The sequence below is a fragment of the Sphaerisporangium rhizosphaerae genome, assembly GCF_042665155.1.
Taxonomy (GTDB): Bacteria; Actinomycetota; Actinomycetes; order Streptosporangiales; family Streptosporangiaceae; genus Sphaerisporangium; species Sphaerisporangium rhizosphaerae.
In genome coordinates this window covers 57,922-74,357 of the sequence record NZ_JBHTCG010000027.1, presented here as the reverse complement: position 1 = coordinate 74,357, position 16,436 = coordinate 57,922, and the positions used below count along the sequence as shown (strand labels likewise).

16 protein-coding genes are annotated in these 16,436 nt (G+C 72.6%); 11 read left to right on the top strand and 5 right to left on the bottom strand.

Features of this window, described 5'->3' with window-relative positions:
* Positions 1–178: 178 nt before the first annotated feature.
* Entirely contained in the window at positions 179–934 is a 756-nt protein-coding gene (locus ACFQSB_RS30275) for an ABC transporter permease (protein WP_380830255.1), read from the bottom strand.
* A 3-nt stretch (positions 935–937) separates the two neighbouring features.
* On the bottom strand, positions 938–1,756 hold the full coding sequence (locus ACFQSB_RS30270; protein WP_380830254.1) for an ABC transporter ATP-binding protein: 819 nt from the start codon (positions 1,754–1,756) through the stop codon (positions 938–940).
* A 52-nt stretch (positions 1,757–1,808) separates the two neighbouring features.
* Between ACFQSB_RS30270 and ACFQSB_RS30265 the strand changes: the two genes are divergently transcribed.
* Both ACFQSB_RS30265 and ACFQSB_RS30260 read left to right on the top strand, forming a co-directional pair.
* Complete coding sequence (locus ACFQSB_RS30265) at positions 1,809–2,474, top strand: TetR/AcrR family transcriptional regulator (protein WP_380830253.1); 666 nt, start codon at positions 1,809–1,811, stop codon at positions 2,472–2,474.
* 198 nt (positions 2,475–2,672) lie between these two features.
* Positions 2,673–3,086, top strand: a complete 414-nt coding sequence (locus tag ACFQSB_RS30260) for an ASCH domain-containing protein (protein WP_380830252.1) — start codon at positions 2,673–2,675, stop codon at positions 3,084–3,086.
* Here ACFQSB_RS30260 and ACFQSB_RS30255 read toward each other — a convergent pair.
* Complete coding sequence (locus tag ACFQSB_RS30255) at positions 3,070–4,185, bottom strand: epoxide hydrolase family protein (protein WP_380830251.1); 1,116 nt, start codon at positions 4,183–4,185, stop codon at positions 3,070–3,072. The two genes, ACFQSB_RS30260 and ACFQSB_RS30255, sit on opposite strands and share 17 nt — an antisense overlap.
* A gap of 63 nt (positions 4,186–4,248) precedes the next feature.
* Here ACFQSB_RS30255 and ACFQSB_RS30250 point away from each other — a divergent pair, with 63 nt between their 5' ends.
* Positions 4,249–5,247: a helix-turn-helix transcriptional regulator gene (locus ACFQSB_RS30250; RefSeq protein WP_380830250.1), complete on the top strand. Its 999-nt coding sequence runs from the start codon at positions 4,249–4,251 to the stop codon at positions 5,245–5,247.
* Between the two features lie 123 nt (positions 5,248–5,370).
* On the opposite strand, the gene ACFQSB_RS30245 is transcribed toward ACFQSB_RS30250, so the two are convergent.
* Positions 5,371–5,949, bottom strand: coding sequence for a dihydrofolate reductase family protein (locus ACFQSB_RS30245; protein WP_380830249.1), 579 nt, complete (start codon positions 5,947–5,949; stop codon positions 5,371–5,373).
* 148 nt (positions 5,950–6,097) lie between these two features.
* Between ACFQSB_RS30245 and ACFQSB_RS30240 the strand changes: the two genes are divergently transcribed.
* Positions 6,098–7,102: a sigma-70 family RNA polymerase sigma factor gene (locus ACFQSB_RS30240; RefSeq protein ID WP_380830248.1), complete on the top strand. Its 1,005-nt coding sequence runs from the start codon at positions 6,098–6,100 to the stop codon at positions 7,100–7,102.
* A 77-nt stretch (positions 7,103–7,179) separates the two neighbouring features.
* On the opposite strand, the gene ACFQSB_RS30235 is transcribed toward ACFQSB_RS30240, so the two are convergent.
* Positions 7,180–8,004, bottom strand: coding sequence for a hypothetical protein (locus ACFQSB_RS30235; protein WP_380830279.1), 825 nt, complete (start codon positions 8,002–8,004; stop codon positions 7,180–7,182).
* A 714-nt stretch (positions 8,005–8,718) separates the two neighbouring features.
* Between ACFQSB_RS30235 and ACFQSB_RS30230 the strand changes: the two genes are divergently transcribed.
* The 7 genes from ACFQSB_RS30230 (at position 8,719) to ACFQSB_RS30200 (ending at position 16,435) form a co-directional block, all read left to right on the top strand.
* The gene (locus ACFQSB_RS30230) at positions 8,719–9,054 is read left to right on the top strand and encodes a hypothetical protein (RefSeq protein ID WP_380830247.1); all 336 of its coding nucleotides are present in this window, start codon (positions 8,719–8,721) and stop codon (positions 9,052–9,054) included.
* A gap of 142 nt (positions 9,055–9,196) precedes the next feature.
* On the top strand, positions 9,197–9,976 hold the full coding sequence (locus tag ACFQSB_RS30225) for a sensor histidine kinase (protein WP_380830246.1): 780 nt from the start codon (positions 9,197–9,199) through the stop codon (positions 9,974–9,976).
* A 149-nt stretch (positions 9,977–10,125) separates the two neighbouring features.
* Entirely contained in the window at positions 10,126–10,413 is a 288-nt protein-coding gene (locus tag ACFQSB_RS30220; protein ID WP_354850120.1) for a hypothetical protein, read from the top strand.
* A gap of 95 nt (positions 10,414–10,508) precedes the next feature.
* A complete protein-coding gene (locus tag ACFQSB_RS30215; protein ID WP_354850122.1) occupies positions 10,509–10,805 on the top strand; it encodes a hypothetical protein in 297 nt (98 codons plus the stop codon).
* Complete coding sequence (locus ACFQSB_RS30210; protein ID WP_354850125.1) at positions 10,802–11,515, top strand: hypothetical protein; 714 nt, start codon at positions 10,802–10,804, stop codon at positions 11,513–11,515. The genes ACFQSB_RS30215 and ACFQSB_RS30210 overlap by 4 nt, the downstream gene beginning before the upstream one ends.
* The gene (locus ACFQSB_RS30205) at positions 11,508–13,673 is read left to right on the top strand and encodes a cysteine peptidase family C39 domain-containing protein (protein WP_380830245.1); all 2,166 of its coding nucleotides are present in this window, start codon (positions 11,508–11,510) and stop codon (positions 13,671–13,673) included. Before ACFQSB_RS30210 ends, ACFQSB_RS30205 begins: the two co-directional genes overlap by 8 nt.
* Complete coding sequence (locus ACFQSB_RS30200) at positions 13,670–16,435, top strand: ATP-binding cassette domain-containing protein (RefSeq protein WP_380830244.1); 2,766 nt, start codon at positions 13,670–13,672, stop codon at positions 16,433–16,435. Before ACFQSB_RS30205 ends, ACFQSB_RS30200 begins: the two co-directional genes overlap by 4 nt.
* Position 16,436 lies beyond the last annotated feature (1 nt).

Below are 16,436 nucleotides of genomic sequence, written 5' to 3'. Positions count from 1 at the left end.
CACCGTATTGGCCCGCCCGGGTGCCGTCCGGCGCGCCCGCCCTCCTGGAACCGGCACCACATCCGGCCGGGCCGTCCCGACCTCCCGGCGGCCACTTCCCGGTCTCCGGGCCGCTACGGCCTCCCGGTCTCCGGGTGGCCGTGGTCCTGCGGGGGCCGGGCATCTGGGGGCGGGAAGGTCAGAGCGCCGTGGTGCGGCCGTGGCCGCGGCTCAGCCGCCAGGTGGCGTAGGTTCCGGCGGCGACGCCGACCGCCAGCAGCACGGCCGCCGCGAGCAGCGTTCCCCGCACGTTCCCGCGCAGCGCGGCCTGCAGCATGGACAGGGCCCAGTAACCCGGCGACACCGGTGCCACCGCCCGCAACCACCCAGGGAACATCTCGACGGGGACGAACGCGCCGCCCAGCGTGGTCAGGGTCAACCCGCCGATGTCACAGATCGCGCTCAACTCGCCGTGGCTGCGGACCGTGGCCGCGATCGCGGTGCCGATGGCGAGCAGGGTCGTGCCCCAGACGGCCACCGCGAGCGCCACCAGCCACGTGTTCCCGGCCGGGCGCACCCCGATCACCAGCATGCCGTAGGTCAGCAGGATCGTCTGCTGCGCGAGCAGGACCAGGAAGACCGGTAGCCCCTTGCCGAGCAGCAGCTCGGCGGTGGTGACGCGGGTGGATCGCAGCCGGTCCCAGGTGTGCCAGGTGCGTTCCGTGAGCGTCGCGGTGCCGACGATGGCCAGCGCCAGCGTCGAGAAGATCACCAGCATTCCGGTCGTCACCTGCAGGGTGCCGCTGGAGAACGCCCGATTGTAGACGGGCTTGAACACGAGCATGAGGATCATCGGCATCAGCAGGTAGCTGATGAACTGGCCGGGGTCGCGCAGCCGCAGGGTCCAGTTGATCCGCGCGACGGCGAGGACGCGGTACAGGGATTCGGTGAGCATCGGTCACGCCAGCGACCGGTAGAGGTCGTCGATGGAGGCCTTGCGTATGTCGATGCCGTGCACCGAGCCGTGGGGCCGGCTCAGCAGATCGACCAGGGTCTTGGCGGCGTCGTTGGTGCGCATCCGGAGCTCCTTGTCGTCGATGTGCACGCGAACCTCGTCGGTCAGGCCGCTGAGGAGTTCCTCGCTGGTCCCGCGGGCGATGATCCGTCCCCTCCGCGCGACCGCGAGGGTGGCGCCGAGGTCGGCGAGTTCGGGCAGGTAGTGCGTGGTGTACACGACCGCGGCGCCCGCGGCGGCGCGCCGCCGCACGGCGGCCAGCAGCGATTGCCGGGTCTGCGGGTCGGCGCCGGCGGTGGGCTCGTCGAGCAGGAGGAGACCGGGCCGGTGCAGGAGCGCGATCGCCGCCTGGATGCGCCGCTGCTGCCCGCCCGAGAGCAGCCCGGCGCGCCGGTCGAGGAGGTCGTCGAGCAGCATCGCCTCGACGACCTCGTCCGTCGCGGCCGCGAGTGCCGCCCGGCGCAACCCGGCCAACCGGCCGTAGAGCACGAGGTGCTCCCGGGCGGTCGCACCGGGGTAGAGCGCGATGTGCTGCGGGGCGACCCCCACATCGCCCCGGGCGGCGCGTGGCGCCCGGCCGCCGATCGTCACCGTGCCGGCGTCGGCGCGGACGAGCCCGCAGACGATGTCCACGAAGGTCGTCTTGCCGGCGCCGTTGTGCCCGACCAGGCCGGCGATCTCACCCGGCGCCACGTCGAGCGTGAACCCGTCGAGGGCGCGTACATCGCCGTAGCGCTTGGTCAGGCCGACCGCTCGGAGCATCGATGCCTCCTCAGTCTACACCGTAGAGTAATCTACAGTGTAGACTGAGACGATGCGGAAGCTCAAGGACTCGCGCCGTGCCGAGATCGTCGACGCGGCCCTGCTCGTCGCGGCCGAGCAGGGCGTCAAGGCGGTGTCCATGCGCGCGGTCGCCGCCCGCATCGGGCTGACGCCGATGGCGCTCTACGGGTACTTCCGCAACAAGGACGAGCTGCTGGACGCCATCATCGGCCGCATGCTCGCCGAGATCTCACGGCCGGCGGCCGATCTCGGCTGGAGGGAGACGATCCTGCATCTGGCCGCCGAGGTCCGTTCCGCGGCGCGCCGGCATCCCTCCGTCTTCCCGCTGCTGTTCACCCGTCCGGCCGTGAGCCCGTCCGCGATCATGGTCATCGACCTGCTGTTCGACGCGCTGCTGCGCGCCGGTGTCGAACCGGCGCAGGTGCCCAGGATGGAGCGGATGATCAGCACCTTCCTCATCGGGTACGCGATCTCGGAGGTCGGCGGCCGGTTCTCCGAGGGCTCGCTGGACACCCGAGGCCGCCGCGCCCAGCTGGAGCCCGACCTGCTGCCCGGCCATCAGCTGCTGGCCGGGCATCTGGACGCCCGGGTGGACTGGGACGCCGAGTATCAGGCCGACCTCGACGGTCTCCTCGACATCGTGGCCGGACTGGCCGCCCGCGATCAGCGCCGCCGGCAGCCGATCGGCAAGCCGTGACCGAGCCGGTCACCAGGGCCGGTCGCCAGGGCCGGTCGCCAGGGCCGGGCATCGGGCCGTCGTCGTAGCGGCGGCGGTCCGGATACAGTCACAACCCGGCCGAGGCTCCCGATTCGCCGTACCTGAGCGGCGATCCCCCGTGGAGGACCGCTCGTCGACCGGCCGGTCGAGCCAATGACGAGTCGATGAGGTGATGTGGTGGTGTGGCCGCGAGTCGACGGCATGCGTTCCCTCGAACTGGGCACCCCTGGCGAGATGCGGGCCTGGTTGAACGGCCTCGTCGTCAGTGGCGTGAAGACCGCGACGACCGGTCTGCTCGCCGAATACGCCGCCGAGACCGAAGGGCTGGAGTATCCCGGCGAACGTCTGGCCGTTCTGGACGACGACGGCGCACCCGTCGCCACGGTGGAGATCACCGCTGTGGAGGTGAAGCCCTTCATCGAGGTGACCTGGGAGCACGCCGCCGCCGAGGGAGAGGGCGACGCCTCCCTGGACGACTGGCGCGCCGGCCACCGCCGCTACTGGTCCCGCGCCGGCACCCCCGTCCAGGACGACACCCCGGTCGTCTGCCTCTCCTTCCGCCTCACCGGCAGTGTCAGCGGAGGGAAGTGAAGAAGGTGCGCAGGTCGGTGGCGAGGATGTCGGGGACGATGTGGGCGGCGTAGTGGCCGCCGCGGTCGTAGGACTTCCAGTGGACGATGTTGGCGTGGTCGCGCTCGGCGAAGGTGCGCATGGAGACGAAGTCACCGTCGAACATCGCCAGGCCGAGGGGGACGGTGGTGGGCTCCTTGGGGTGCTCGGCGCGGGCGTCCTCGTAGTAGAACCGGGTGGCCGAGGTCGCGGTGCCGGTGACCCAGTAGAGCATCGTGTTGGTGAGGACGAAGTCGGCGTCCAGGTCGGCGGCGTCGCCGAGGAGCTGGGAGTTCCAGCCCAGCAGGCCCACCGGCGAGTCGTAGATCGCGTACGACAGCGTCTGCGGCTGCTGGGAGTGCAGGACGTTGAAGGCCATCTTGTTGTCGTAGAACCACTGGAGCACTTCCAGCGCCTTCTTGTCCTCGGGGGTGATCTTCTCGAACTCGGCCGGGTCGCCCGACGGGAAGGAGTAGATCTGCGTGACGTGCACGCCGGCCACGTGCTCGGGGGCGAGGCGTCCCAGCTCGGGGGCGACGAACGAGCCGCCGTCGTTGCCGGCCGCGCCGTAGCGGTCGTAACCGAGCCGCCGCATCAGCTCGGCCCACGCCCTGGCCGTGCGGTACCGGTTCCAGCCGCGTTCCCTGGTCGGTCCGGAGAAGCCGAAGCCGGGCAGCGAGGGGATCACCACGTGGAACGCCTGCGCCGGGTCCTCCGGGTGGGTGAGCAGGTCGATGATCTTCAGGTACTCCACGATCGAGCCCGGCCAGCCGTGGGTGAGGATCAGCGGCAGGGCGTCCGGGTGCGGTGAGCGGACGTGCAGGAAGTGGATGTCCTGCCCGTCGATCTCGGTGAGGAACTGCGGGTACCGGTTGATCGCGGCCTCCTGCGCGCGCCAGTCGTAACCGTCGCGCCAGTACTCGGCGAGCCTTCTGACGTACTCCACCGGCACGCCGTAGTCCCAGCCCGTCCCGGGGATCTCGTCGGGCCACAGCGTGCGGTCGAGCCGGTCGTGCAGGTCGTCGAGCCGGGCCTGGGGGACGTCGATGCGGAAGGGCCTGATCTCTGCGTTCTGGTTCATGAGAAGGACACTAGAGGGCCTTCCGGTCAGGTGCTGTCCTGAAGGTGGGGCAGGCTGGGAACCATGTTGGAGACCTCGGCGCGGCTGCTGCGCCTGCTGTCCTTGCTGCAGTCCCGGCGCGACTGGCCGGGCGCGTCCCTGGCCGAGCGGCTCGGGGTGAGCGAGCGCACCGTCCGCCGCGACGTCGACCGGCTGCGCGAGCTGGGCTACCCGGTGAACGCGACGCGCGGCACCGACGGCGGCTACCGGCTGGGCGCGGGCGCGGCCATGCCGCCGCTCCTGCTGGACGACGAGGAGGCGGTGGCCGTGGCGGTCGGGCTGCGGACGGCCGCCCGTGGCGCCGTGGCCGGCATCGAGGAGACGTCGGTGCGCGCGCTCGCCAAGCTGGAGCAGGTGCTGCCGTCCCGGTTGCGTCATCGGGTCGGCGCCCTGCAGGCGTCCATCGAGGCCGTGCCCCCGGACCGGCCGGGGCCCTCGGTCGATCCCGGCGTGCTCACCGCGCTCGCCGCGGCCTGCCGCGACCGGGAGCGCCTGCGGTTCGACTACCGCGCGCACGACGGGTCGGCCGCCGTGCGCACCGTCGAGCCGCACCGGCTGGTGTCGTGGGGCCGCCGCTGGTACCTGGTCGCCTGGGACGTCGAGCGCCAGGACTGGCGGACCTTCCGCGCCGACCGTGTCGAGCCGCGCACGCCCACCGGCCCGCGCTTCCCGCCCCGGGACCCGCCCGAGGGCGGGGCGGCCGCCCATGTCGCGCGCGGGGTGTCGGCGGCGGCGTGGCGGCACCGGGCCCGCGTCCTGGTGCACGCCCCGGCCCAGGTCGTGGCCGAGCGCGTCAACCCCGCCGTCGGCGTGGTCGAGGCGGTGGACGAACGCACGTGCGTGCTGCACACCGGGGCGGACACCCTGAACACCCTGGCGGTCTACCTGGGCATGCTCGACCTGGACTTCCAGGTCACCGAACCGCCGGAACTGGTCGACCACCTGCGCACCCTCACGGCCCGCTATGCCCGCTCCACCCAGCCCTCTGCAATCGGCGGCCGACACGACCTCTGGCCCGGGTAAAGGGATCCGGGCGTTCATGCGTACTTGGGGCGTGGAGCAAAGAGGACAAGAATGCAGCGAGTTCTACGCCGCCTCCAAGGATGACCGCGTGCGGATCGTGGTGGTCTGACCCGGTGGCTTCCGTCAGGCGTTCCGGACAGGGCGGTAGACGAGCGAGACGAGGCCGAGGCCGACGACGCGGGTCCCGGCGAGGCACATCGGCTTCATGCCGCTGGTCTCGCCGAACAGCCGATCGCCCGCTCCGGCCACGACCGGGTACGTCATCAGCCGCAGCTCGTCCACGAGGTCGTGCTCCAGCAACGCGCGCGTGAGGCGGCCGCTGCCGTAGACGACGATCTCCCCGTCCACCTGCCGCCTCAGCGTCGACACCTCCGTCACCACGTCGCCCATGATGGCGGTCGCGTTGTTCCAGCCGGGGCCGTCGAGCGCGGAAGAGGTGACGACGTACTTGGGCAGGCTCCTCAACCTCTCCGCCCACTCACCGGTGCGGGACGCCCAGCCACGCGCGAGGAACCACTCGTAGCTGCGCCGTCCCAGCAGCAGGGCCTCGGCGCCCAGGGCCTCCTCGAACTCGAGCTTGGCCCACTCCTCGCGGTCCCTGTCGCCGATGCACGTGAACCAGTCGCCGCGCGCGAGGTCGTCCTCGCCGGACTGGATGACTCCGTCGAGCGAGATGTTCTCGCTGATGATGATCTTCCCCATGTCGGTTCTCCTTCGTCGCCGTTGTCGCGCACTGGTCCAGACGACGCCGTGCCGGGAAAGGGGGCGCTCGGCGACCGCCCCTTTCGCCCCATTGCCGGCGTCCATGTAGAGAGGAAGAGACAGAGCCACGGGAGAAAGGCGGCCAGGAGTGGAATTGGCCGGAGCCGAACTGATCGGCAGGGCGCGGGCCGGGGACGGCGAGGCGTTCGGTGAGCTGACCGAGCCGCACCGCCGCGAGTTGCAGGTGCACTGCTACCGGATGCTCGGGTCGTTCCAGGACGCGGAGGACGTCCTCCAGGACGTTCTGCTGTCCGCCTGGCGGGGACTGGACGGGTTCGACGGCCGCGCCTCGCTGCGCACCTGGCTCTACCGGATCGCCACCAACCGCTGCCTTGACGCGCTTCGCTCGGCCGCGCGCCGCCCGGCCAAGGAGTGGGACATCCCCGGAGTCGAACCGCCCGAGCCGACCCGGCTCGGCGAGGTCGTCTGGCTGGAGCCGTACCCGGACGTCCTCCTCGACGGCGGGATCGACGTGCCGCTCGGCCCGGAGGCCCGCTACGAGAGGAACGAGTCCATCTCCCTGGCCTTCGTGACCGCGCTCCAGCTCCTGCCGCCTCGGCAGATCGCCGTCCTCGTCCTGCGTGACGTCCTCGGGTTCCACGCCGATGAGGTGGCCGGCATGCTCGACACGACCGTCGAATCGGTCAAGAGCGCACTCAAGCGGGCGCGCGCCGGCCTGCGGCGCCGCCGGCAGGCCACCGCTTCGGAACCGCCTCCCGCCGCCGGCTCGCGGGTCGAAGAAGCGCTGGTGGCGAAGTTCGTCAGCGCGTACGAGTCCGCCGACGTCGACGCGCTGGTGGCCCTGCTGACCGACGACGTCTTCATGTCCATGCCGCCGCTGCCCCTGGAGTACGAAGGACGCGACGTCGTGGCCCGATTCTGCTCGAGCCTGTTCGGCGCCGGCCGCAGGTTCGACCTCGTGCCGACGCGGGCCAACGGCCAGCCGGCGTTCGGCGCCTACCTGCGCGCCCCGACCGGCGTCAGGCACGGGACCGGCCTGTTCGTCATCGCTCTCAGCGGCGGACGGATCAGCGCCTTGACGCGCTTCGAGAACAGCGTGCTCCCGGCATTCGGGCTGCCGAGATCACTCTGACGGGGTGGGTCACGCCCGCGCGACCCGGCCGGGGGAGCAGGCCGGGTCGGCGGGAGTGGGATGAGCCTCGTGACCGGTCAGCCTGGGGGGAACTGGCCGTTCTTCGCCACCGGGACGCCGAGCTGCGCGGCTCCTGACAAGACCGCCGTCTCGGCCGGCAGGCCGGCGAGCACCGGGTTGAGGTGCTTCAGGCTCAGGGTGACCGGGTTGATGGCGGGGGCGATGACGTCGAAGTTCTCCAGGTCGATCCACCGCACGATGCTCGCCACCGCCGTCGGCACGCTGTCGCCGGCCTTGAGCACCGGCACGCAGAGCTGGCGGCCGTAGGTGACCTGCACCGACGTGGTGGGGATCTGGTTGGTCAGCACCGGGTTGAGCTGGGTGAGGGCCAGCTTGCGGTTCATCAGGGTGTTCGGGGTGAGCCCGTAGCACTTCAGGTCGATGTGCGAGACCAGCGACAGCACCTCGGAGGGCGGGACCAGGCCGTTCTTGGCGACCGGGACGCACAGGTGCTGCGGGGCGGTCATGACGACCTGCTCGCGCGGCAGGTCCTGGAGCACCGGGTTGAGGTGGCTGAGGACGAGCGACCTGTTCACCGTGGCCCCGGTGATCCGGTAGCACGACAGGTCCACGTACCGGATGAAGTCCAGGACGCCGGACGGCGGGATCACCTGGTTCTTGGCGACCGGGACGCACAGCTTCTCGCGCGCGCCGAGGGTGACCTGTTCGGTCGGCAGGTCCTGGAGCACCGGGTTGAGGTGCTTCAGCGTCAGCGTGGTGGTGGGCGGCTGGTAGGTGCTGGTCTTGAAACACTCCAGGTCGAGGTAGGAGGTGAAGGCCTTCGGGGTGGGCAGCGCGAGCGCGGTGGCGGACGGCGCGACGAGGGACGCCGCGGCGACCATTCCCACGACGAGGCACAGCACGCGCCGGACGGCCGATATCGGGCGTCCTCGATTTCCTCTGGCGGATACGCGCATGGCTCGGCTCCAGGAGTCCGTGGATGGGGTGGGATCCCAACTGTCTGTCCGCGGGATGGATTTGACAAGAAACGTGTCCGCTTTCTGACGCGCTCGGCATATGGCGCGGTTGATCGAAGCGCATTGCGGCCCGGCGCCGGGGCCGGGCGATCGGGCAGGGCCGATTACCAGGGGTTGGGCCGCGCCGGGACGGCCGTACCGCTCGACCGGCATCGCCATTTCACGCCGGAGAGGGCCGGCTGTGATATGGCGTCACCGGCGGGATGATTGTTCCGCGTCACGTCCGCCGATCACCGTGACGGCCCGTTCCCCGGGCCGCCGGCCGACGGGGGATAAAGGGAGATCCGAATAGGCTTCTGGTTTCCCTCGCGGCCGATTTCTGTAATCGGCATATCAGAGAAGAGAAGAAGGGCCGCTGCTTTCCGGCGCCGGGCGGAACGGTGACGTCCCGTCCGCGAGAAGGGCCGCGGCCCGGTGTCACATGACAGTTATCACAAGCGGTTGGTGTTAGTTGTTTCTACCGGCGGCGGGCGTGCGGGGCGAGTCTGGACCTGCGCAAAGAGGCAGCGAGCAGTCCAGATGCCCGCTGCCGCTCCCGTCGGATCCCGGCCGCCGAGCCGGGCGGAAGGAAGTGGCCCGATGGCCGAAAGCCTTTACATTCTCGGTGACGACGACCGCAAGAAGTTCGCCAGGCTCGTCGCCGCCGCCTGGTCGGAGGGCGAGGTCAAGACCCGCTACGGCCGCGAGCCCCGGCTGATGCTGGCCGAGTACGGCATCGCCTACCCCGATGGCGTGGCCACCCCGCCGCTGCCGCCCAAGCCCGCCGGCGAGTTCAGCATCGAGGAGCTGGAGGTCGCGGCCGGCACCGAGGCCCCGGCCGACGGCTGCTTCGGCTCGGTGAGCTCGATCAGCAGCATCGGCGGCTGCCTCGGCACCGCCTCCACCTACGGCTGCGGCATGGAAGCGAAAGCCTGACCCGTCTTGGGTCGCCTTCCCTCCCGAGGGCGCACCCGGGACCTCCGTCGTGGCACCCGGCGGCCCGCCGCCGCCGGGTGCCTCCGGAAAGCGGGTTCCGTGATGCGTTGCCTTCCCCCGAATGGGTTGCCATGATCCGTTTGTGACCCAGACAGGGGTTGTAGGGCCCAAAGCGGTCGCTCGCGCGCCGCTGGAGGTGCGGATCGGCCGCGCGGCGATCGTGGCGTTCGCCCTCTACCTGATGACACCCACGTTCGTGCACTACATCGAGGACGCGCGGCCCGCGCGGATCCCCGGTGCCGTACTGGCGGCGGTGGTCGTCGCCCTCTACATCGCGGCCGGCTGCACCGGCCCGCGCGGTCCCTGGCACCGCTGGGCGGTCGGGGTGATGGCGCTGCTGGTCTACCTTCCGCTGCCCTTCCTCGGCGAGTGGTGGGCCGCCTCCAGCGTCTTCCTCACCGCGATGACGCTGGGACTGCTTCCCCGGCCCTACCCGCTTCCGGCCTTCGCGCTGGTGGCCGTCGCCGAGACCTTCAAGTCGATGGCACTCGGCGACGTCCTGGCCGGCGGCCTGTCCTGGACGCTGTCGGTCGCGGTGGCGGCCATCCCGCTCGCGGGACTGACGCACTTCGCCGAGACGGCGCGGGTCCTGTACGCGACCAGGGCCGAGCTCGCCACGGTCGAGGTGGCGGCACAGCGCGTGAGGACCGTCCGCGAGCTGGAAGCCATCCTCGGCAGCCGCCTGGACGCCATCGCCGAGCAGGGACGCACCGTCCTGTCCGGCGTGGACGGCGACGCCGCGGCCGTCAAGACGGAGCTGGGCCGCATGCTCGACATGGCCCGCGAGGCGCAGACGGAGATGCGCGGGTTCGCGCATCGGGAGCAGCGGCTCCCATCGGGAAAGGCGGACTACCAGATATGACGAACATCACGACACGTCGGTGTTAGTTGTTTCTGGCGTGCTCTGTCGCCGATGACAAGTCTGGTCCTCGTAGGGGTCAACCCCCTGACCTCCCGGGAAGAGCGGACGAGCGTCCGCGACGACCGGAGCCTCACCACCGAGGTGACACCATGCCGCAAGACCCGTTGTCCCCCGAACTGCGCACCCAGCTCGCCCGGTTCGTCGCCCGCGCCTGGTCCGACGAGACGATCAGGCGGGAGTTCGAACGAGACCCCCGCGCCGCGCTCGCCGGCGCCGGCGTCGAATGGCCGCGGGAGCTGCCCCCGCCCGACCTTCCCGCCCAGCCCGGCCAGGCCATCGACCTGGAGAGCCTCGAATCGTCCGCGGGCGGCGCCCTCGGCACGATCGGCACCGTGAGCTGCCCCACCGGTTGCTTCTCCGGCGGGCAGACCGCCTGACGATCACAGCAGTCCCAGGCGGGGCGGTGGGCAGTCCAGATGCCCACCACCTCGCCGGAAAAAGCATCTCATACACCGCGGCGGGAGGCCTTGTGATGAATGTGGACACGATGGGCTGGGACACGGTCCAGCGCAGAGCGTTCGGCGAGCTGACGGCGAAGTCGTGGCTCGACGGCGAACTCCGGCGCCGGTACGAGCGCGAACCCCTCGTCGTGCTGGCCGAGTTCGACATCCGGCTGGCCGAGGGTTCGGTCGCGCCGACGCTGCCGCCGGAGCCCGGCACCGAGCTGGTCATCGAGATCCTCGACGGCGCCGAGGCGCCGCCGCCGCCTCCGTGCCTGCTCAGCCTGTGCTTCTGCCTGCAGTACTCCCCGGGGAGAGATCCGCGATGACCATGACCGCGGTGGAGGCGCCGGGAGGCGAGCGCATCGACCAGCTCGTCTCCACGGTCCGGACCAAGGCGTGGCTCGCCGCGGTCGCGCTCATCCTGGTGGCGGCCTGCGCGGTCGGCTGGGCCTGGTTCGGCCAGGTCCGCGACGTGGTCGCCGGCACGGGCGTGCTGGTGGCGGGGGGCGGCCCCGTGGGGGTGGCCGCGCCCGTCACCGGCAGCCTGGCCGAGGTCCTGGTCCGCCCGGGCCAGGAGGTGACGCCCGTGACGCCGCTGGCGGTCATCGCCGACGCGCGAGGACGCAGGCACGTGGTGACGGGCACGGCGAGCGGCCGGGTGCTGCGCACGGCCGTGCCCGGCGCCGCCCTGGCCGCCGGCGGCACCGTCGCGGCGGTCGACCCGGCCGCCGGGCCCCTGCGGGCGCTGCTGACGGTCGGCCGCGACAGGGTCGGCTCGCTCGCCCCCGGCCAGCCCGTCGCCTTCGGCGGCGGGTGGCAGGGCAGGGTGAGCGCCGTCGAGCCCTACCCCGCCTCCGGCGAGCTGCTGCGCCCGCTCTACGGCGACTCCCTGCGGGCCGAGGGGCGCTACCTGGTGACCGTCGACTTCGGCCGTCCCGCCTGGCCGGGCGCCACGCTGACCCCGGTCGCCGGGGAGATCACCGTCGCCGTCGTCCGGCCCGTGGACGCCCTGTTCGGCGGAGGCCGCCGTGGCTGAGCGGACGGCCCGGCCGCGGCCCGTGCGCACCGAGCGCCGTCCCCAGATGGAGGACGCCGACTGCGGGCCCGCCTGCCTGAGCATGATCTTCGCCTTCCACGGCCTGCGCGTCCCCCTGCACGAGATCAGGGAGCGGTGCGGGGTCGGCAGGGACGGGCTGACCGGGGCGGGGATCAAGGCGGCGGCCGAGGAGTACGGCTTCACCGTCGCCGGCTGGCGGGTGGAGGCCGACGAGCTGGAGACCTTCCCCGTCCCCTCGATGATCTTCGTGGACCGCCGGCACTACGTGGTGCTGGAGGGCCTGCGCAAGCGGTGGGCCTACCTCAACGACCCCGCCGTGGGCAGGATCCGGCTGAGCAGGGAAGAGTTCCGGCGCAGGTTCAGCGGAATCGTGCTGGTCCCGCGTCCGGGCGAGGGCTTCGCTCCCGGAGGGGCGCGCTTCCCGATGGCCCGCTCCGCGCTGGCGAAGGTGCGGCCCTACCTGGCCGCGCTGCTCGCCATCGCCGTCATGGCCTTCACACTGGCCCTGCCCGCGGCGGTCACCTCCCTGCTCACCCGGCTGCTGCTGGGCAGGGTCCTGGTCGCGGGCGACACGGCCTGGAGCGCTCCGGTGCTGCTCGGGCTGCTCGGCTGCGTCGGCTTCACCCTGGCGGGGACGTGGGCGCAGCAGCGGCTGCTCGGCGCGGTGCAACTGGCGATGGCGGCCGACCTGTCGGGCCGGTACGTGTGGCGGCTGCTGCGGCTGCCCGGCGACCACTTCCACCGGCGGGGGACCGGCGGCCTGGTGACCCGCACGTCCTTCGGCGCGGGGCTGGCGCTGCTGATGTCGGACCGGGTCGCGGCGGTCATCGCGGCCCTGCTCACCATGGTGGTGCACTCCTCGATCCTGTTCGCCTTCCACCCGGCCTTCGCCGCGGTCGCCGCGCTGCTGGCGGCGGTCAACCTGGCGGCGATGCGCGCGGTCAGCCGGCGCAGCGCCCCGCACCAGCAGCGGCTCATCTTCGACGAGCACCGCCGCGACAGCATGGCCTTCAACGGCGTCTCGATGGCCGAGTCGCTGAAGGCCGACGGGGCGGAGAACTGGTTCTTCGCCAAGTGGGCGGGCCTGTCGGCGCGCACCATGGCGGCGACGCAGGACCTCATGCGGGTCACGCAGGCGCTGATGGTGGTGCCCGCCGCGCTCGGCTCGCTCGCCGGTGCCGCCATGGTCATCACCGGCGCGGTGCTCGCGGCCCGCGGCGAGGTCACGATGGAGACCGTCATCGCCGCCCAACTGCTGGTCGGCGCCTTCCTGGTGCCGGTGTCCTCGCTGGTGGGCATCGGCGCCGAGGCGCAGGTCGTGGCCGCCCAGACCAGCATGCTCGACGACGCGCTCAGCGCCGAGCCCGACCCGCGGCACGCCGAGCCGCCCCGCGCGCCCGAAGGGACGGGCGGCCTGCGCGGCGCGGTGGAGTTCGACGGGGTCACCTTCGGCTACGACCGCCAGCACGGCCCCGTCATCGACGGACTGTCATGGCGCGCGGAACCGGGCCAGCGCATCGCCATCGTCGGCCGCACGGGCAGCGGCAAGTCCACGGTCGCGCGCCTGCTCACCGGAGCGGTGCAGCCGTGGTCGGGGCAGGTCAGGTTCGACGGCGTGCCACGGCAGGACACGCCCCGCGAGACGCTGACCACCTCGGTCGGCTACGTCGAGCAGCAGCTCCAGGTGTTCGAGGGCACCGTGGCCGACAACCTCACCCTGTGGGACCCGACGGTCCCGCCGTACCGGCTGCGCAGGGCCGTCACCGACGCTTGCCTGGCCGACGTGGTGCACCGCAGGGGCGGGCTTTCTGGCGGGTGGGTCCAGGAACGCGGGCGCAACCTGTCGGGCGGCGAGCGGCAGCGCATGGAGATCGCCCGCGCGCTCGCGCTGTCCCCCTCGGTGCTCGTGCTCGACGAGGCGACCAGCGCCCTGGACGCCGAGACCGAGGCACTGGTGGACGCCAACCTCAAGGCCAGGGGCTGCACCTGCGTGGTGATCGCGCACCGGCTCAGCACGGTGCGCGACAGCGACCTGATCCTCGTGCTCGACCGGGGCAGGGTCGTCCAGCGCGGCACGCACGCCGAGCTCATCGCCCAGCCCGGCACCTACCGCACGCTCGTCGAGGAAGCGGCATGAACCGACACCCTGTGGGCCCGAACGGCGGCAACGGCGCGAACGGTGCGAACGGTGCGAACGGCGCCAATGGCGCGATCGCCCGCCCGTCCGCCGGGGAAGCCGCGGCCCCCTTCGCCGGGGACCCGGGCGGCTACCCCGTCAGCGAGATCGAGCTGATCGACCCCTACGCCTGCTGGCGCGTGGTGAGCGGCTCGGTCGACGTCCTGCTGGCCCCCCTGGACGGCCAGGGGCGCCGCCACCGCGTCCTGCGGGTGGAGACCGGCCAGCTCATGCACGGGTTCGCCGCGACCGACCTGCCCGGCGGCTACACCGTCACGGCCTCCCCGGCCGAAGGCACCGCGGTGCGCCGCGTCCGCAGGGAGGCCGGCGCGCTCTCGGCCTGGGCGCGCCGGCTGCGCCACCCGGGCGCGACCGCCGGCCCGGACGGCGCGCCGTCCCGGGACCGCCGCGACGGCGGGACGCAGGACCCGCCCGGCGACCGCGTGCTGCGCGCGCTGCGCCGCGAGACGCTGGCGCGGACGCTGCTGCTCGCCGAGGCCGAGGACGCCGACCGGGACAACTGGCGCGCCGCCCGCGCAGCGGCCACGGGCGAGACGCTGTGGCGCTCGTTCGCCGACGTCGCCGTCGCCGCCGGCGCGCCGCCCTCGCCCGACCGGCCCCGCACCGGCGCCGAGCGCGCCGTCAAGGTGGTCAAGGCGCTCGGCGACCACTGCGGGTTCGCCGCCCCCGACGCCGGGCCCGCGCTCGGCGCCCCCTCCGCTTCCTCCCGCGCGGGCGAGGCCGCGCGGGAGGACGACTCACCCTCCGCCGACCCGCTCGGCGCGGCGCTGGACGCCGCCAGGGTCAGGCACCGGCGCGTGCGCCTGGACGGGCGCTGGTGGCGCACCGCCACCGTCCCCATGATCGGCTTCACCCGTGACGGCGGGCGGCCGGTGGCGCTGCTGCCGCACCGGGGCGGCTACCGCGCCGCCGACCCGGCCACCGGCCGGCGCCGGGTCACCGAGGCCGTGGCCGCCGGCCTCGCCCCCGACGCCCTGCAGATCTACCCGCCGCTCGGCGAGGGCGTCGCCTCGCCCCTGGCCCTGCTCAGGTTCGGCCTGCGCGGCGCGGGCAGGGAGCTCGCCTGGCTGCTCGCGACCGGCGGCGGCGCGGCGTTGCTCGCCCTCGGCGTCCCCATGTTCACCTTCACCCTGCTGAACTCCGCGGCCGACCCCGCCGACCGGCCGGCGATGGTCTGGACCGCCGTGATGATCGTCGGCGTGGTCTGCGCGGGCGCGCTGCTGCTCGCCGTGCGCAACGCGGTGCTCGTGCGCGTGCACAGCCGCCTGCAGGAACGGCTCGAACCGGCCGTCTGGAGCCACCTGGTCTCCCTGGACCTGCCGTTCTTCGACCAGTACTCCACCGGCGAGCTGGTCCAGCGGGCCAACGCCGTCTCCGACATGCGAAAGTCCCTCGGCGAGGCCGCGGTCAACTCCCTGCTCGGCGGCATGTTCTCGCTGTTCGGCCTGCTGGTGCTCGTGGCGGTGGACTGGCGGATGGCCCTGGCCGCGCTCGGCGGGGTGGCGGTGCTGCTCGGCGTGCTGGCCGCCCGCGCCGTGCGCCAGCAGCGCCACGAGCTGGTCATGCACGAGCAGTACGGCAAGGTCTACTCCCTGCTGTACGCCTGTCTCGGCGCGATCGACAAGATCCACGTCGCCGGCCGCGAGGCGCAGGTCTTCGGCCTGTGGTCGCGGCTGTTCGCCACCCAGCAGCGCGCCGCCGCCGCGGCGCAGCGCGAACGGGCGGTCTCTGCGGCCATCGGCGCCTCCGCGCAGCCGGCGCTGCTGCTCCTGCTCGCCGTCACCGGGCTGGCCCTGCGCGTGCCCGCCGCGTCCTTCGTGGTCGCCGCAGTGGCGCTCGGCCAGTTCGTGCTCGCCCTCGGCCAGATGAACCGGGCCGTCGAGGCGGCCTTCGCCCTGCTGCCCCGGTTCGAGCGGCTGCGCCCGGTGCTGGAACGCCCGGCCGAGACGCCGCCCGGCGCCAAGGACCCCGGCGAGCTGACCGGTCTGGTGCGGCTCGCCGGAGTCTCCTTCGCCTACCCCGGCACCGCGATGCGGATCCTGGACGAGGTGTCGATGGTGTTCCGGCCGGGCGAGTTCGTCGCGGTCGCGGGCCCGTCCGGCGCCGGCAAGTCCACCCTGGTGCGGCTGCTGCTGGGCTTCGAGCCGCCCCGCACCGGCCAGGTCCTCTACGACGGCGGCGACCTGCGTGACCTGGACCTGCGCCGGGTGCGCTCCCAGGTGGGCGTGGTGATGCAGCAGGCCCGCGTGCTGCGGGGCTCGGTCATGGAGAACATCGTCGGCGACGTGCCCGGCGCGACCGAGCAGGACGCCTGGCGGGCCGCCCGCCTGGCCGACCTGGACGGCGACATCGCCGCCATGCCCATGGGCATGCACACCGTCGTCGGCGAGGACAACGCCTCCTTCTCCGGCGGGCAGCTCCAGCGGCTGCTCATCGCCAGGGCGCTGGTGAAGCGCCCGAAGATCCTCATCCTCGACGAGGCGACCAGCGCGCTGGACAACCACACCCAGGCGCTGGTCAGCCGGAGGATCGCCGAGCTCGACATCACCCGCATCGTGATCGCGCACCGGCTGAGCACCATCAGGTCGGCGGATCGGATCTACGTACTCGACCAGGGCAGGGTCGTCGCCGACGGCCCGTTCGAGGAGCTGATGGACCAAAGTCCGCTCTTCGCGCGCATGGTCCGCCGACAGGAGGTCTGAG

Coding starts and splice junctions, on each gene's coding strand:
- ACFQSB_RS30275 (WP_380830255.1), bottom strand. CDS start 934: ATGCTCACCGAATCCCTGTACCGCGTCCTCGCCGTCGCGCGGATCAAC.
- ACFQSB_RS30270 (WP_380830254.1), bottom strand. CDS start 1,756: ATGCTCCGAGCGGTCGGCCTGACCAAGCGCTACGGCGATGTACGCGCC.
- ACFQSB_RS30265 (WP_380830253.1), top strand. CDS start 1,809: ATGCGGAAGCTCAAGGACTCGCGCCGTGCCGAGATCGTCGACGCGGCC.
- ACFQSB_RS30255 (WP_380830251.1), bottom strand. CDS start 4,185: ATGAACCAGAACGCAGAGATCAGGCCCTTCCGCATCGACGTCCCCCAG.
- ACFQSB_RS30250 (WP_380830250.1), top strand. CDS start 4,249: ATGTTGGAGACCTCGGCGCGGCTGCTGCGCCTGCTGTCCTTGCTGCAG.
- ACFQSB_RS30245 (WP_380830249.1), bottom strand. CDS start 5,949: ATGGGGAAGATCATCATCAGCGAGAACATCTCGCTCGACGGAGTCATC.
- ACFQSB_RS30235 (WP_380830279.1), bottom strand. CDS start 8,004: ATGGTCGCCGCGGCGTCCCTCGTCGCGCCGTCCGCCACCGCGCTCGCG.
- ACFQSB_RS30230 (WP_380830247.1), top strand. CDS start 8,719: ATGGCCGAAAGCCTTTACATTCTCGGTGACGACGACCGCAAGAAGTTC.
- ACFQSB_RS30220 (WP_354850120.1), top strand. CDS start 10,126: ATGCCGCAAGACCCGTTGTCCCCCGAACTGCGCACCCAGCTCGCCCGG.
- ACFQSB_RS30215 (WP_354850122.1), top strand. CDS start 10,509: ATGAATGTGGACACGATGGGCTGGGACACGGTCCAGCGCAGAGCGTTC.
- ACFQSB_RS30210 (WP_354850125.1), top strand. CDS start 10,802: ATGACCATGACCGCGGTGGAGGCGCCGGGAGGCGAGCGCATCGACCAG.
- ACFQSB_RS30200 (WP_380830244.1), top strand. CDS start 13,670: ATGAACCGACACCCTGTGGGCCCGAACGGCGGCAACGGCGCGAACGGT.